At 64.4% G+C, this 14328-nt stretch carries 15 protein-coding genes; 7 read left to right on the top strand and 8 right to left on the bottom strand.

All coding sequences use genetic code 11. The features are described 5' to 3' along the window. Positions 1-60 precede the first annotated feature (60 nt). The 7 genes from LB569_RS14845 to LB569_RS14815 all read left to right on the top strand — a co-directional run bounded on the left by LB569_RS14845 (position 61) and on the right by LB569_RS14815 (position 6027). A complete protein-coding gene (locus LB569_RS14845; RefSeq protein ID WP_224692968.1) occupies positions 61-795 on the top strand; it encodes a GntR family transcriptional regulator in 735 nt (244 codons plus the stop codon). Continuing rightward, on the top strand, positions 792-1274 hold the full coding sequence (locus LB569_RS14840) for a DUF3830 family protein (RefSeq protein WP_140705405.1): 483 nt from the start codon (positions 792-794) through the stop codon (positions 1272-1274). Before LB569_RS14845 ends, LB569_RS14840 begins: the two co-directional genes overlap by 4 nt. Continuing rightward, positions 1275-1634, top strand: a complete 360-nt coding sequence (locus LB569_RS14835; RefSeq protein WP_224538394.1) for a TIGR04076 family protein — start codon at positions 1275-1277, stop codon at positions 1632-1634. Further along, positions 1631-2686: an aldo/keto reductase gene (locus LB569_RS14830; protein ID WP_224692967.1), complete on the top strand. Its 1056-nt coding sequence runs from the start codon at positions 1631-1633 to the stop codon at positions 2684-2686. Before LB569_RS14835 ends, LB569_RS14830 begins: the two co-directional genes overlap by 4 nt. 4 nt (positions 2687-2690) lie before the next feature. Then, positions 2691-3113, top strand: a complete 423-nt coding sequence (locus tag LB569_RS14825) for a DUF4440 domain-containing protein (RefSeq protein WP_224692966.1) — start codon at positions 2691-2693, stop codon at positions 3111-3113. Between the two features lie 47 nt (positions 3114-3160). Beyond that, the gene (locus LB569_RS14820) at positions 3161-4420 is read left to right on the top strand and encodes an ABC transporter substrate-binding protein (protein WP_224692965.1); all 1260 of its coding nucleotides are present in this window, start codon (positions 3161-3163) and stop codon (positions 4418-4420) included. A 212-nt stretch (positions 4421-4632) separates the two neighbouring features. Then, positions 4633-6027: an FAD-binding oxidoreductase gene (locus LB569_RS14815; RefSeq protein WP_224693131.1), complete on the top strand. Its 1395-nt coding sequence runs from the start codon at positions 4633-4635 to the stop codon at positions 6025-6027. A 3-nt stretch (positions 6028-6030) separates the two neighbouring features. Here LB569_RS14815 and LB569_RS14810 read toward each other — a convergent pair whose 3' ends face one another. The 8 genes from LB569_RS14810 to LB569_RS14775 form a co-directional block, all read right to left on the bottom strand. Then, complete coding sequence (locus LB569_RS14810) at positions 6031-6831, bottom strand: ABC transporter permease (RefSeq protein ID WP_224692964.1); 801 nt, start codon at positions 6829-6831, stop codon at positions 6031-6033. Continuing rightward, positions 6828-7661, bottom strand: coding sequence for an ABC transporter permease (locus tag LB569_RS14805; protein ID WP_263494596.1), 834 nt, complete (start codon positions 7659-7661; stop codon positions 6828-6830). Before LB569_RS14805 ends, LB569_RS14810 begins: the two co-directional genes overlap by 4 nt. Before the next feature lie 35 nt (positions 7662-7696). Beyond that, a complete protein-coding gene (locus LB569_RS14800; protein ID WP_224692962.1) occupies positions 7697-8800 on the bottom strand; it encodes an ABC transporter ATP-binding protein in 1104 nt (367 codons plus the stop codon). Between the two features lie 76 nt (positions 8801-8876). Continuing rightward, positions 8877-9902, bottom strand: coding sequence for an ABC transporter substrate-binding protein (locus LB569_RS14795; RefSeq protein WP_140705423.1), 1026 nt, complete (start codon positions 9900-9902; stop codon positions 8877-8879). A gap of 54 nt (positions 9903-9956) precedes the next feature. Next, positions 9957-10955 (bottom strand): AraD1 family protein, encoded by a 999-nt coding sequence (gene araD1, locus LB569_RS14790; RefSeq protein ID WP_224692961.1) that lies wholly within the window; start codon positions 10953-10955, stop codon positions 9957-9959. Positions 10956-10984: 29 nt separating this feature from the next. After that, on the bottom strand, positions 10985-11764 hold the full coding sequence (locus LB569_RS14785; protein WP_224692960.1) for an SDR family NAD(P)-dependent oxidoreductase: 780 nt from the start codon (positions 11762-11764) through the stop codon (positions 10985-10987). Positions 11765-11773: 9 nt separating this feature from the next. Then, positions 11774-13501, bottom strand: a complete 1728-nt coding sequence (locus tag LB569_RS14780) for an IlvD/Edd family dehydratase (RefSeq protein WP_224692959.1) — start codon at positions 13499-13501, stop codon at positions 11774-11776. Next, a complete protein-coding gene (locus tag LB569_RS14775; RefSeq protein ID WP_224692958.1) occupies positions 13498-14289 on the bottom strand; it encodes a FadR/GntR family transcriptional regulator in 792 nt (263 codons plus the stop codon). Before LB569_RS14775 ends, LB569_RS14780 begins: the two co-directional genes overlap by 4 nt. Positions 14290-14328: the final 39 nt, after the last annotated feature.

Below are 14328 nucleotides of genomic sequence, written 5' to 3'. Positions count from 1 at the left end.
ATCACGCTATTCGGCTTTAATTTCCTCCGCAAGCCGAAATCCGGCCAAGAACGGAATCCCATGCAAAAGGCTGCCATCGAAAGGAACAACGAGGCGATCGCGGCCCAGCTTGCGCCGGTCGGCCGCGAAACGGTGCAGGATCGGGTCTATTCCGAACTGCGACGCGCCTTGATCGGCGGCCTCTTCGAGCCAAGCCAGGTGCTGACCATCCGTGGCCTGGCCGATGCGCTGGTTACCTCGACCATGCCGGTGCGCGAGGCGCTCGGCCGGCTGATCACGGAAAAGGCACTGGAGGCGCTGCCCAACCGCTCGGTGCGCGTGCCGCCGATCACGCTGGAGCGTCTCGACGATCTCCTGCGGGCCCGAGTCCTGATCGAGGGCGAGGCGATCGCGCTTGCCGCGGCGCGCATGGGGCAGCGCCAGATCGCCGCCATCGAAACCATTCTCGGCGAATGGGACGAGATGCGGGCGCTGAAGCACAAGAAGGATGTCGACCGCGAAGTGACGCTCAACCAGAGCTTTCACTTCGAGATCTACCGCTCCTGTGGCTCGGCCGTGCTGATCCCGATGATCGAGAGCCTGTGGCTGCAATCGGGGCCATGCATCCGCGTCGCCATCTACGCCTTCTCGGAAGCCGGCGAGGTCGACACCGCCCAGTATCACCGCCGCATCGTCGAGGCATTGGCCACGCAGGACGCGCGAGCGGCACGCGAAGCGCTGGTCGCCGACATCAGCCGGCCCTTCACCTTCCTGCGCAGCAAACTGCAATCCGCCGCCGCGAAAGGCCAGCCATGACCGCCATCAGGATCAGCGAGCCGCGCTCGAAGCTTTCCGTCACGGCGCTGCTGCTGCCCGGGAAGGCGCCGGAAAACGCCGCCTTTCTCACGGCCTATCTGGCCGCGCCACGCGTCGTTCCGGGCATCCACGCCATGTGGACGGGACCGGAAATTTCCTGCCCGGTTCCCGCCGCCGATATAGAGGGGCAAGCCTATGCCAGGCCATTGCCGGCGGAGAACGCGACGCTGACGCCGCAGCCGGGCGATATCGTACTGTCCTATGTGCCGCCGCGCATGTGGGGCGGCAATCCCAATGCAATCTTCGACATCGGCCTGTTCTATGGCCAGGGCGCTCGGCTTCTGTTCCCGATCGGCTGGCTGGCCGGCAGCGTGGTGGCGCAGGTCAAGCCCGAGGAGCGCGATCAATTCGCGGCCGCCTGCGGCATCATCCGCCGCAACGGCGCGTGCGACATCACCTTCAGTCTGGCGGAGGCTTGAATGGCTGAACGCGACGACAGTTTCGAACTCTTCGACCTCCGCGTCGAGGCGGTCATCCCGCAGGGCAAACCGATCTATTGCGGCGCCAAATCAGGCGATTATTTCGAACTCAAGGGCGAGATGCTGTCGATGCCGGCGGGGCAGGGCTTTTCGATCTATTCGCTCGCTGCGGTGCTGCCTCTGCTCGCGGCAAAGCAGCGCCCGACCGACGCCAATGACTGGATGACCTCGGATGCCGAGATCGCCTGTCCCGATCCCAATTGCGGCAGCCGGCTGCGGATCGTCAGGCTGGCCAAGCGACGGTTCAGCCATGCCGAAACCACGGCCGTGCCACTGCCCAAGGAGAATGACCTGACATGACCGCCAGGACCTTCGAACTCGGGCCCGGCTACACGATCTCGCGCGTCATTCGTGGCGGCTGGCAACTGGCCGGCGGGCATGGCGCCATCGATCGCGGTCAAGCGGTGACCGACCTGATCGCCACCTTCGATGCCGGCATCTGGACCTACGATTGCGCCGATATCTACACCGGCGTCGAGGAACTGATCGGCGCCGCGCGCCTGCGGCTGGCCAATGAGCGCGGCCTCGATGCGGCGGCCAAAATGAAGGTGCACACCAAGCTGGTGCCTGATCTGGAACGGCTGACCAATATCAGCCGCGATTATATCAAGGGCATTGTCGACCAGTCGCTGCGGCGGCTGAAGACCGAGCGGCTCGATCTCGTGCAGTTCCACTGGTGGGACTATGCGATGGCCGGCTATGTCGATGCGATGGGCTGGCTCGACGAGCTTCGGCGCGAGGGCAAGGTGCGCAATCTCGGCACCACCAATTTCGACACGCCGCGCCTCGCCGAAATCATGGCCGCCGGCATCCCGCTGGTCAGCCAGCAACTGCAATATTCGGTGCTCGACCAGCGCCCCGCGAACAGCCTTGCCGAACTGGCCGCGAAGAACGGCGTCAGCTTCCTCTGCTATGGCTCCGTCGCCGGCGGCTTTCTGAGCGACAGATGGCTCGGCGTGGCCGAACCCGCCACCCCGCTCGAAAACCGCTCGCTGGTCAAGTACAAGCTGATCATCGATGATTTCGGCGGCTGGGACCTGTTCCAGCAACTGCTCCAGGCACTCAAGGCCGTCGGCGGCCGCCACGGCGTCGATATCGCCACGATAGCCAGCGCCTGGGTGCTGGAGCAGCCGCAAGTGGCCGCCGTCATCGTCGGCGCCCGCAACCAGGCGCATGCGCTGGCCAATGTCAAAATCATGGATGTCGTGCTCGACGCCGATGACCGCGCGCGGATTACCGCCGTCATCGCCCAGGGCAACGGCCTCGAGGGGGACGTCTACACGCTGGAGCGTGACCGCCAGGGCCGCCACGGCTCGATCATGCACTACAATCTGAACGCGGGCCGGGTGTGAAACCATGGACGACAGGCTGTTTTCGCAGGCCAGCGCCGAGATCATCGACCTGCACCGCTTCTTCGTAGACTGGTTCGTCGCGGCGCGCGCCGACAAAGTGGATTTCGGCCGCTTCGAAGCCGTCATGGGCGAAGGCCTTACCATGATCGCGCCAGGCGGCCAGGTCCTCGACCGCGATGCCGTGATCGACCATGTTCGCTCCAGCCGCGCCACCTGCGACGACGGCTTCGCCATCTCGATCGAGGACATCAAGCCCGGATGGCAGGACGGCGATACGATCGTCGTCCTCTACGTCGAGGCGCAGTCGCGTGGCGGCAAACACAGCCGCCGCCAGTCTAGCGCCGTTTTCACCACCAGTTCATCGGCGCCCAATGGCGTCCAATGGCGGCATCTGCATGAAACCTGGCTGCAGGTGCCGGAACACTGAGACTTTCCAGACGTCAAATCAGTTCGTGTAACTCAAGGGGAACAACAATGAGAAAGACGATACTCCAACTCACCACCGCACTTGCTCTTGTCACGATTGCCGGTGCTGCCCAGGCCGCCGACTGCAAGATCACCGTTGGTCTCGTCATGGAACTGACCGGTCCGGCTGGCGAATACGGCCAGGCCGGCGCCAAGTCGGTCGAAATGGCCTTCCGCGACATCAACGATGCCGGCGGCGTTCGTGGCTGCAATCTCGTCACCGACACGCGCGACAGCCAGAGCCAGGGCAACATCGCGGTCGATGCCGCCACCCAGCTGGTTCAGGTCAAGAAAGTGCCTGTGATCATCGGCGGCATCATTTCCTCGGTGTCGATTCCCATCCTGACCTCGGTCACCGCTCCGGCCAAGATCGTCCAGGTCTCGCCGGCGTCGTCCTCGCCGACGCTGACGACGCTCGGCCGTGATGGCAAGACCAACGGCATCTTCTTCCGCACCATCACCTCGGATGCGCTGCAGGGCGTCGCCGCCGCCAAATATGCCGTCGACAAGGGTTTCAAGAAGCTGGCGATCATCCACGTCAACAACGACTTCGGCGTCAACATGGTGGCCGAATTCTCGCGTGCCTACAAAGCGCTCGGCGGCACCATCGTCTCCGACACGCCCTACAATGAGAAGCAATCGAGCTATGCCTCCGAGGTCACCGCCGCGATGGGAGGCGAGCCTGACGGGCTTTACCTGGTCAGCACACCCGTTGACGGCGCCACCATCGCCCGCACCTGGATTTCGCAGGGCGGCGTGCAGAAATTCCTGCTCAATGACGGCATGAACAGCCCCGATTTCATCGAGTCGGTCGGCGCCGACTACCTGAAGGACGCCTATGGCACGTCGTCCGGCACCAGCCCGACCGCCTCGACCGAGTATTTCACCAAGAACTACAAGGCATTCTCCGGCATCGAACCGTCGAACCCGGCGGCCGACCGTTCCTACGATGCCGGCGCCATCGTCGGCCTGGCCATCGCCATTGCCGGCTCCGAGGATCCGGCCAAGATCAAGGATGCCATGTACAAGGCGGTCGACCCTGCCGGCACGCCGATCTATGCCGGCAAGGAGGAGTTCGCCAAGGCGCTCGGCCTGATCAAGGACGGCAAGCCGATCCGCTATGAAGGCGTCATCGGTCCAGTCGCCTTCGACAAGTTTGGCGACATCACCGGCCCGTTCCGGCTGTGGAAGATCGCCGACGGCAAGGTGACGACCGATGGCGAAATGACCACCGACGACGTCAACGCGCTGCAGGCCAAGCTTCAGTAAGGCGATATCGTGCTTCCGGCATCGATCTCGCTCGTCGCGATCGGTGCCGGCATCGCCTGGGCCTAGTCGATATTGCTTGCACGGCATGCGATCACGAATAGGATCGGCTGGCTGCAATTCTGGGATGGCGAGCGTGTCGGACGGAAATACTCATCGTGCCATCCGATCGGTGGGTGCTGACGACGCGCCTCGCCACACAGGCGCTTGAGGCGATGTGGCCTGAAACGGAACGACTTCTGTCTGCTCTCGGCGACCGGCTGGGCGCCGGCGGCATCCTCGCCGGCTCCGACGTCGACCAGCGCTATCGCGACGATCCCGACGGCAAGCTTGGCGCACTTCCCGAAGCCGTGCTGCGGCCGCGCGACACAATCGGTGTCGCGGCTGTCCTTGCCGGGTGCAACGCTGTCGGTCAGCCGGTCGTCGTCCAGGGCGGACGCACCGGCCTGGCCGGCGGCGCCCGCGTCCAGCCGGGCGAGATCGTGCTGTCGCTGGAGCGCATGACCGGCCTTGCCGCGCCAGACATCCAAGCCGCGAGCATCATTGCCGAAGCCGGTGCCACGCTGCAGGCGGTGCAGGAGGCCGTCGACGGCGCCGGGCTGATGTTCGGCGTCGATATCGGCGCGCGGGGTTCGGCCACGGTCGGCGGCAACATCGCCACCAATGCCGGCGGCATCCGCGTGTTGCGCTATGGCATGTACCGGGCACAGGTGCTGGGGCTGGAGGCGGTGCTTGCCGACGGCAGCGTGCTGACGTCGCTGAAGGGCCTGCCCAAGGACAATTCCGGCTATGATCTGAGCCAGCTCTTCATCGGCGCGGAAGGGACGCTTGGCGTCGTTACGCGCGCCGCGCTCCGGCTTCATCCGAAGCCAGCCTCCGAGGTGAACGCCTTCTGCGCGCTGCCCTCGCTCGATGCGGCGATCGCCCTGCTTGGTCTGCTGCGGCAGAAACTCGGTCCGCTTCTGTCCGCCTATGAGGTCAACTTCGCGCCGCTCTATGACCTCATGGTCGCCAGCATGGCCATGCCGGCGCCGCTGCCGGCTGGCGCGCCCGTCTATGTGCTGGCGGAGATCCAGGGCAGCGAGCCGGACCGCGACAGCGAGCGCTTCGCCGAGGTCCTGATGCAGGCGGTCGAGAACAGCGTCGTCGACGATGTGGTCGTCTCGCAATCGCCGCGCGAATTCCGCGCGCTCTGGGACGTGCGCGAGGACGCCAATCGTATCCTGTTTGCGATCAAGGGCCTGATCGGCGTCGACATCAGCATCCCGCTGGCACGTATGGCAACTTTCCTGGAAGAAGCCGCCGCCGCCATCCATGCCGTCGATCCCGGCGCCGACATCTATGTCTTCGGCCATCTCGGCGACGGCAACCTGCACTACCAGGTTCTGACGGCGGATCCGGCGGCGGCCTACGGCATCATCTATCGCGGCGTGGCGGCGGCCGGAGGCGGCGTGTCGGCCGAGCACGGCATCGGCCTCGACAAGAAGCAGTGGCTGCATCTGGTGCGCAGCGACGCCGAAATCGCCGCGATGCGGCGGCTGAAGACGGCACTCGATCCGAAGAACATCCTTAACCCGGGACGGGTCTTCGACCTCGGCCCATCGGCTTGAACCTCAATTCCGTTCCGTCGCCATCTGTCTGGGAATGAGAAAGCGGGCGGCGAGCACGCACAGCAGCACGGTGAACATCAGGATCAGCGCCACCAGCGCGTTGATGTCGGGCGAGAAGCCAAGCCGCATCATTGCCCACAGCCTGACCGGCAGCGTGCTTTGCGTGCCGGTGACCAGGATGGTGATCATGGTCTCGTCAAAGGACAGCGCGAAGGCCAGGATGGCGCCGCCGACCATGGCGCTCGACAGGTTCGGCAGGATGATGCGCCAGAAGGTCTGCCAGCCGTTGGCGCCGAGATCGTAGGACGCTTCGACCAGCGTGCGGCTCATCGACTGCAGCCGCATCAGAACGGTGCGATAGACGATCGCCAGCACGAACACCGTATGGCCGATGACGACCGTCAGCAGCGAGCGTTCGAGGCCCATTTCGCGAAAGAAGATCAGCAGCGCCAGCCCGCTGATGATGGGCGGCATCAGGAACGGCAGGAAGATGATGAACTGCAGGATCGAACGGCCTGAGCGGCGGCCGTGATAGTAGAGTGCCAGCAGCGTTCCGCTGACCACCGAGAGGATGACGGTGCAGACGCCGACGATCAGCGTGGTGCGCAGAGCGGCCAATATGTCGTCGTTTTCGGCCAACGCCACATAGGTCGAAAGGGTAGGCGTCGACCAGTCGACATTGCCATGTGAAATGATGAAGAACGACGACACGATCGGCACGAACAGCGGGCTGTAGAGCAGCACCGCGACCAACGTCGTGATCGCGGCGAGGAAGATTGTGGAAGGCCGGGGTAGGGCACTCATACCGACGTCCCCCGGCTGCGTCCGAACCGTTCGCCGATGAGGATGGCGGCGATCACCACGATCGCAAGCGCGACCGAGAGTGCGGCGCCGAACGGCCAGTTATAGGCGGTGCCGAACTGGCTGTAGAGGATGCGCCCGAAGGTGAAGCCGCTGATCCCGCCGACCATCTGTGGCGTCAGGAAATCGCCGATCGCCAGCACGAAGACGAAACTCGCCGTCGAGGCGACGCCGGGCAGGCTGAGCGGCAAGGTGATGCGCAGGAATGTCTGCAGGCCGCTGGCGCCCAGATCGTCGGAGGCGCGCAGCAAGGTCTGCGGGATCCGCTCCAGCGAGAGGAAGATCGGCAGGATGGCGAAGGGGATCAAAAGCAGGCTCAGCGTCAAAAGGATGGCGTTCATGTTGAACACGAACAGCGTCGAAGGCTGATCCAGGATGCCGAGCGCCACCAGCGCCTTGTTGAGGAAGCCGTTGAGGCCGAGGATGCTGCGGATCGCGTAGATCTTGATGACGTAGCTCATCAGCAGCGGCACCAGCAGCAGCATCAGCAAGGCATAGCGCCACCGCCCTTTCAGCGTCGTCAGGAAATAGGCGGCGGGATAGGCGAGAAGGATGCATATGACGGCCACCGACACGCACAGCACGATCGTGTTCCAGAACACCGGCAGAAAGATCGGATCGGTGAAGAACCTGACATAGTTGCCGAGCGTCGGCGCATGGACGATCGTGCCCTGGTTGACGCTGAAGAAGCTGTAGACCAGGAAGATCGCCAGCGGCACGAGGACGAAGACCACCGGCAAGGCGAAGGCCAGCACCGTGATCAGCTGCGACAATCGCCGTTCCGCGGCATGTGTCGACCCGGCTCCGCTCATGCCAGCACCAGATGGCCTTCATGCGGCGCGAACGAAAGCGAGACCGTCTCGCCTGATTTCAAAATACTGCCGTCGATCCGGCTCGGCATGCGCAACCGCAAGCGTTGCGCGGCGTTGTCCGCGCCTACCATGATCGTGGCGACCGTCGACGAACCGGCGAAGGCCAGATCGGCGATCGTGCCGGAAAAGCGGTTGTCGCCATCATTGGCATCCGCAAGGCGCAAGGCTTCGGGACGGAACGCCGCGAAGGCGCTGGCGCCATCCGGTGCGGTTTTCAGATGCGGCTGATCACTGATCGAGCAGACCAGGCGCCCAAGCGCGGTCTCGATGCGCCGCTGCTCGCCCTGCACGGGACCGAGTTTTCCGGCCACCAGGTTGTTCTCGCCGAAGAAGCGCGCAACGAACTCGCAATTCGGTTTGTAGTAGAGCTCGTGCGGCGTGCCGAGCTGGCGGATATGGCCGGCCTGCATGACGCAGATCCGGTCGGCCATGCCGATCGCTTCTTCTTGGTCGTGGGTGACGAACAGGAAGGTGGTATTGATCTCGCGCTGGATGGACTTCAGGAATTCCTGCATCTGCCGCCGCAGTTCGAGATCGAGCGCCGCCAGCGGCTCGTCGAGCAGGATCAGGCGCGGCTGGCAGATCAGCGCCCGGGCGAGCGCGACGCGCTGGCGCTGGCCGCCGGAAAGCTGCGCCGGAAAGCGCTCGGCGAAACGTCCGAGCTGGACCAGTTCGAGGGCTTGCGCGACACGACGCGCGATCTCCTTGCGCTTGATATGGCGCACCGAAAGCCCGTAGCCGACATTGCCGGAGACGGTCATGTGGGGGAACAGCGCATAGTCCTGGAACACGGTGTTGAACGGCCGCTTGTTGATCGGCATGCGGCTGATGTCCTGGCCGTCCAGCCGGATCTCGCCCGCAGTCAGCGGTTCCAGCCCGCCGATCAACCGCAGCACCGTGGTTTTGCCCGAGCCTGATGGTCCAAGCACGGTGAGGAACTCGCCGTCCCGGATCGACAGGTCGATGTCGTGCAGCACGGGAACCGTGCCGTAGGATTTCGAGACGGACCGCAGCGTCAAGAGGTCGGTGTTCTGGCTCATGGAATAGTCTCGCATACGCCGCGGCGGTCCGGAACGTCCGGACCGCCGGGTCCTTCGAAATCAGGTGCGGAAAGGATCAGGGTGTCGCCTTGACCTCGTTCCACAGATCCGAGCGCTTGAGCGGATCCTCGACATTGTTGAGCCAGACCAGCTTGTCGTTGCCGCCGGCGCTGCTCGACTCGACCACGGTGTTGCCGAAGCCGGTGCGCTCGGAAAGCTCGCCGCCGATCTTCTTGCTCAGCATGAAGTCGATCCACTTCTCGGCCGCCGCATTGTCGCGGACGCCCTTGGAGATCACCCAGTTGTCGAGCCAGGCAAGCGCGCCTTCGCTCGGGTTGACGTAGGCGACATGGGCGCCGATCTTCTGCAACGCCTTGACCTGCTGCTGGCCGTAATTGGCCCAGATCAGCGCGACGTCATTGTTCTGGTAGATCTGCTGCGCCTCGTCGGCGGTGGTGTAGAAGCTCAGCACATTGCGCTTGAGTTCGACCAGCTTGGCCTTGACCGCCGCCATCTGCTCCGCATCGAGGTTGAACGGATCCTTGTAGCCGAGCGTCAGCGCGGTGAACGAGAAATTGTGCTCGCCATTGTCGTAGGCCAGGATCTTGCCCTTGTAGGCCGGATCCCACAGCACCGACATCGAGGTCGGCGCCGGCTTGACCTTGTCGGTGTCGTAGATCAGCCCGATGGAATCGAAGCAGAATGGAATGCCGTAGACCTTGCCGTCCTTGGTGTCGCCGCTGACCTGCGACAGATCGCGAAAGCGCGGCAGCACCTCCTTCTGGTTCGGCAATTTCGTGATGTCGATCGGCGATACCAGATCGGCCTTGATGTAGCGCTGCAGCTGGGCGGTGTTGACGGCGAAGACATCGAAGTCCTGACCTTCGCTGCCCTTGATCTTGGCCCAGATCTCGTCATCGCTGCCGATGAAGACGACATCGACGCCAATGCCAGTGGCGGCGGTGAAGTCCTTCACCCAGTCCGGGTCGGCATAGCCGTCCCAGGCCAGCACGCGAAGGTTCGCGGCGAGCGCCGCCGATGTCATCAGGCCGATGCCGAGCCCGATCGTCGCCAGTCTCAGAAATGCTTTCTTCAGTCCCATTTTTTAATCTCCCATTGTCGTTCTGGTGGACCGTAATTTCCGGGGCTCTTGCCGTCACAGCGGGGTGACGGTGACCAGCCCCTCGTCCGGCACCGAAACCATCCGGTTGCGCAGTGGCTTGCCGAATGCCGGTGCCTGGATTTCATACTCGTCGCCGGAGGCTGTCTTGATGCCGGAGGCGTAGCTCATCACCGCCGCGCCGAAGAAATAGGCGTGCAGGTCGCCCGCCCTGCGGTGCATCGGGTAGCGGAAATGGAAATGTTCGAGATTGGCGATCGAGTGCGACATGTGCGCTTCGCCCGACAGGAATTCCTGTTCCCAGACGACCGCGCTGTCGCGCAGGATGCGGGAATGGCCGCGCACTTCTTCGGGCAGGTCGCCTACCAAAAGCTCTGGGCCGATCGAGCAGGAGCGCAGCTTGGAGTGGGCGAGGTAAAGGTAGTTCTCGCCCTCGGTCACATGGTCGGAATATTCGTTGCCGAGCGCATAGCCGATGCGGTAGGGGCGGCCATCCGGCCCATTGAGGTAGAGCCCGACGATCTCGGCCTCTTCCGCGCCAGCTTTCGCGAATGCCGGCATCGGCAGGTCGGCGCCAGGCGGAACCACACAGGTACCAACGCCCTTGAAGAACCATTCGGGCTGGATGCCGATCTTGCCGGCGCCAGGCTTGCCGCCTTCCAGGCCCATCTTGAAGATCTTCAGCGAATCCGATTCCTCGGCCTCCTCGCCATGTGTCAGCAAGTGCATCTGGTTGCGCGCGGCGGCGCTTCCGGTGTGGGTCAGGCCGGTGCCTGTGACCAGGAAGCGCGCCGGCTCCGGATGGTCGACGGGGGCGAGCACGCGGCCATCGCGCAGCAGTTCGTCATAGTCGACCGTCGCGGTGCCGGTCCGCTTCTCGGCCAGCGCCGCGATGGACGTGCCCTGGGCGATCGCTGCTTCGGCGAGCTCCAGCACGCTGCTGGTCTTGTCGAGCGTGTGTAGCCGATTGCCGTCATCGGAAACGCGGCCGACCCGCCTGCCGCCATCGAGCGGTGTGTACTGAACGAGACGCATGAAAAACCTTCTCCTTGAGACCGTACGGATCACACCCAGCCGGCATCGACGATGAACTGCTGGCTCGTGCACATCAGGCTGTCGTCGGCGGCGAGGAACAGCGCCATGCGCGCGATATCGGAAGGCTGCAGCCGGTCGGGCAGGCATTGCCTCTCCGCGATCTGGCGTTCGCCGGCCGGGTTCAGCCACAGCCGCATTTGGCGCTCGGTCATGACCCAGCCAGGCACCATGCAGTTGACGCGGATCCGCTCGGGGCCGAGTTCGCGAGCCAGCGCCCGCGTCATGCCGTAGACAGCGGCCTTCGCGGTGACATAGGCCGGGCAATCGGGATCGCCGACCATCCAGGTGATGGAGCCGAAATTGATGATCGAGCCGCCACCCAGCGAACTCATTTGCGGGCGCACCGCCTGGGCGGCGAAGAACTGGTGGCGCAGATTGACCGCCATGCGGTCGTCCCAATAGGCTACCGTAACGTCCTTGGTCTGGTGGCGGTCGTCATTGCCGGCATTGTTGCACAGCACCTGGATCGGGCCGTTGTGCTGCATCGCCTGCACGGTTGCCGCCTGCAGCTGCTCGACATTGCGCAGGTCGCAGGCAATGAACAGCGGCGCGGGGTGTCCCTCGGCCGCGATCGTATCGACCAGGCGCCGCGAAGGCTCCTCGGCCACATCGACGAAGGCGACGCGGCTGCCTTGCGCGCAGAAATGGCGCACCAGGCTTTCGCCGATGCCGCTGCCGCCACCGGTAATGAACACGCTGCGGCCCTTGAGGCTGGGGTAGGTCGCGTAGCTACCGATCTGATCCGTCATCGCGCGCCTCTAATGGGAATGCCGGGGGATACCGGCATCGCGCCGGCCGACGAGAAAGTCGAAGTCGCAGCCCTTGTCGGCCTGCAGCACGCGCTCGACATAGAGGCTCTGGTAGCCGCCCTGCGGCGGCGCCGGCGGCTTCCAGTCACGGCGGCGGATCGCCAGTTCCTCATCCGACACCAAAAGCTCCAGCCGGCGGCCGGCGACGTCGAGCTCGATGATATCGCCGTCACGCACCAGGGCCAGCGTACCGCCAGCCGCGGCCTCGGGCGCCACATGCAGCACGACGGTGCCATAGGCCGTGCCGCTCATGCGCGCGTCCGAAATGCGCACCATGTCGGAGACGCCTTCCCTGAGCAGCTTGGCCGGCAGCGGCATGTTGCCGACCTCGGCCATCCCGGGATAACCGCGCGGCCCGCAGTTTTTCAGCACCATCACCGAGGAGGCATCGATATCCAGTTCCGGATCGTCGATGCGGGCATGGTAGTGCTCGATATTCTCGAAGACGACGGCCTTGCCGCGATGCTGCATCAACTCCGGCGTCGCGGCCGACGGCTTGATGACGGCGCCATTGGGCGCCAGATTGCCGCGCAGGATCGAAATGCCGCCCTCCTTGGTCAGCGGCTCGCTCAGCGGCCGGATGACCTCACGGTTGTAGTTGGGCGCGCCGTCGATCAGTTCACCGATGGTCTTGGCGCTGACGGTCATGACGTCGCGATGAAGAAGCCCCACTTCATCAAGCGACGCCATGACCGCAGCTAGCCCCCCGGCATAGTAGAAATCTTCCATCAGGAACCGGCCCGACGGCATTAGGTCGACAATGGTCGGGACGTCGCGGCCAAGGCGGTCCCAGTCGTCGAGACCGAGATCGACGCCGACCCGGTTGGCGATGGCGATCAGATGCAGCACCGCATTGGTCGAGCCGCCGATCGCGCCATTGACGCGGATGGCATTCTCGAAAGCCTGCCGGGTGATGATCTGTGCGATCGTCACGTCCCGATGAACCAGGTCGACGATCTGCCGTCCGGCCATCTGGGCGAGCACGCCACGGCGCGAATCCACCGCCGGGATCGCGGCATTGTCCGGCATGCCGATGCCGAGCGCTTCCACCATGCTGGCCATCGTTGAAGCGGTGCCCATCGTCATGCAGCTGCCCGCCGACCGGCTCTGGCCCTGCTCGGCGGCGAGGAAGTCGGCGACCGGCATGCGGCCGGCCTTGACCTCCTCGGCGAATTTCCAGACATGCGTGCCCGAGCCGATATCCTGTCCGCGGAACTTGCCATTGAGCATCGGCCCGCCGGAGACGGCGATGGTCGGCAGGTTGCACGAGGCGGCCCCCATCAAGAGCGCCGGCGTGGTCTTGTCGCAGCCGACAAGCAGGATGACGCCGTCGATCGGATTGCCACGGATGGATTCCTCGACATCCATGCTGGCCAGGTTGCGGAACAGCATGGCGGTCGGGCGCATGTTGCTTTCGCCCAGCGACATCACCGGAAACTCCAGCGGCAGGCCGCCGGCCTCGTAGACGCCCCGTTTGACGTGGTCCGCCAGCGCCCGCAGATGCGCATTGCATGGTGTCAGTTCCGACCAGGTGTTGCAGATACCGATCACCGGGCGACCGTCGAAAGCATCCGCGGGAATGCCCTGGTTCTTCATCCAGCTGCGGTGCATGAAGGCGTTCTTGCCTTCACCGCCGAACCAGGCTTCGGACCGCAATTTGCGTTTGGTCTCGGTCACGATTGCTGGCCCCGGTCGTTGCGGCGTTTGTTGCGGTTCTCGACGCTGCGGCGCACGTCTTCTTCCGCATTGTCGATGAGCACCAGCAGCGCCTTTTGCGCGCCGGCGTCGTCGCCGGCGGCAATCTTCTCGGCGACTTCCCGGTGCAGCGGCAAGGAATGGCGCTGCCCTTCCGGATTGTCGTTGGAGAGGCGAAAGCTCATCACCAATGCGGTCTCCACCAGCGCCGCCAGCGAGCCGATCAACTCGTTGCCGGTCATGCGCAGAATAGTCTGGTGGAACACAAGGTCAGGCTTGGCGAAGCGGTCGCCGTCATCGACAACCGCCTCCATCTCGGCCAACGCCGCATGGATATCGGCGATCTGCGCCGGCGTCGCGCGTTGCGCGGCAAGGGCCGCCGACATCGGCTCGATGGCGCGGCGCAATTCGAACAGCGCCCGCACATCCTCGGCGCTGACGCCGCCTGCATAGCGCCAGGACAGCACGTCCGGGTCAAGGAAATTCCAGTCGGCGCGGGGACGCACGCGGGTACCGGTCTTCGGCCTGGATTCAACCAGTCCCTTGCCGGCCAGCACCTTGATCGCCTCGCGCAGCACCGTGCGGCTGACGCCCAGCATCTCGCTGGAATCGTCGGCATTGGGCAGCGCCTCGCCGGGCAGGAAATCGCCCTGCACGATGCGCAAGCCGATCTGCTCGACGACCGTGGCGTGCAGCGCGGTGGAGCCGCTGGAAACCGCCACCGCGACCCTTGAGGTGCGTGCCGTGCTGAACGTTTTGGTATTCTTCATACTATTCATATGATATGTCTTATACTCGTAGCGCTTGGA

Source organism: Mesorhizobium sp. BH1-1-4 (assembly GCF_020165665.1).
Taxonomy (GTDB): domain Bacteria; phylum Pseudomonadota; class Alphaproteobacteria; order Rhizobiales; family Rhizobiaceae; genus Mesorhizobium.
This window is presented reverse-complemented; position numbering and strand designations above follow the sequence as displayed.

What these genes read in the sequence shown, in the direction of transcription:
- LB569_RS14815 (WP_224693131.1), top strand. Translation starts at nt 4,633, where the DNA reads ATGTGGCCTGAAACGGAACGACTTCTGTCTGCTCTCGGCGACCGGCTG.
- LB569_RS14820 (WP_224692965.1), top strand. Translation starts at nt 3,161, where the DNA reads ATGAGAAAGACGATACTCCAACTCACCACCGCACTTGCTCTTGTCACG.
- araD1 (WP_224692961.1), bottom strand. Translation starts at nt 10,955, where the DNA reads ATGCGTCTCGTTCAGTACACACCGCTCGATGGCGGCAGGCGGGTCGGC.
- LB569_RS14800 (WP_224692962.1), bottom strand. Translation starts at nt 8,800, where the DNA reads ATGAGCCAGAACACCGACCTCTTGACGCTGCGGTCCGTCTCGAAATCC.
- LB569_RS14830 (WP_224692967.1), top strand. Translation starts at nt 1,631, where the DNA reads ATGACCGCCAGGACCTTCGAACTCGGGCCCGGCTACACGATCTCGCGC.
- LB569_RS14845 (WP_224692968.1), top strand. Translation starts at nt 61, where the DNA reads ATGCAAAAGGCTGCCATCGAAAGGAACAACGAGGCGATCGCGGCCCAG.
- LB569_RS14835 (WP_224538394.1), top strand. Translation starts at nt 1,275, where the DNA reads ATGGCTGAACGCGACGACAGTTTCGAACTCTTCGACCTCCGCGTCGAG.
- LB569_RS14795 (WP_140705423.1), bottom strand. Translation starts at nt 9,902, where the DNA reads ATGGGACTGAAGAAAGCATTTCTGAGACTGGCGACGATCGGGCTCGGC.
- LB569_RS14810 (WP_224692964.1), bottom strand. Translation starts at nt 6,831, where the DNA reads ATGAGTGCCCTACCCCGGCCTTCCACAATCTTCCTCGCCGCGATCACG.
- LB569_RS14775 (WP_224692958.1), bottom strand. Translation starts at nt 14,289, where the DNA reads ATGAAGAATACCAAAACGTTCAGCACGGCACGCACCTCAAGGGTCGCG.
- LB569_RS14840 (WP_140705405.1), top strand. Translation starts at nt 792, where the DNA reads ATGACCGCCATCAGGATCAGCGAGCCGCGCTCGAAGCTTTCCGTCACG.
- LB569_RS14785 (WP_224692960.1), bottom strand. Translation starts at nt 11,764, where the DNA reads ATGACGGATCAGATCGGTAGCTACGCGACCTACCCCAGCCTCAAGGGC.
- LB569_RS14825 (WP_224692966.1), top strand. Translation starts at nt 2,691, where the DNA reads ATGGACGACAGGCTGTTTTCGCAGGCCAGCGCCGAGATCATCGACCTG.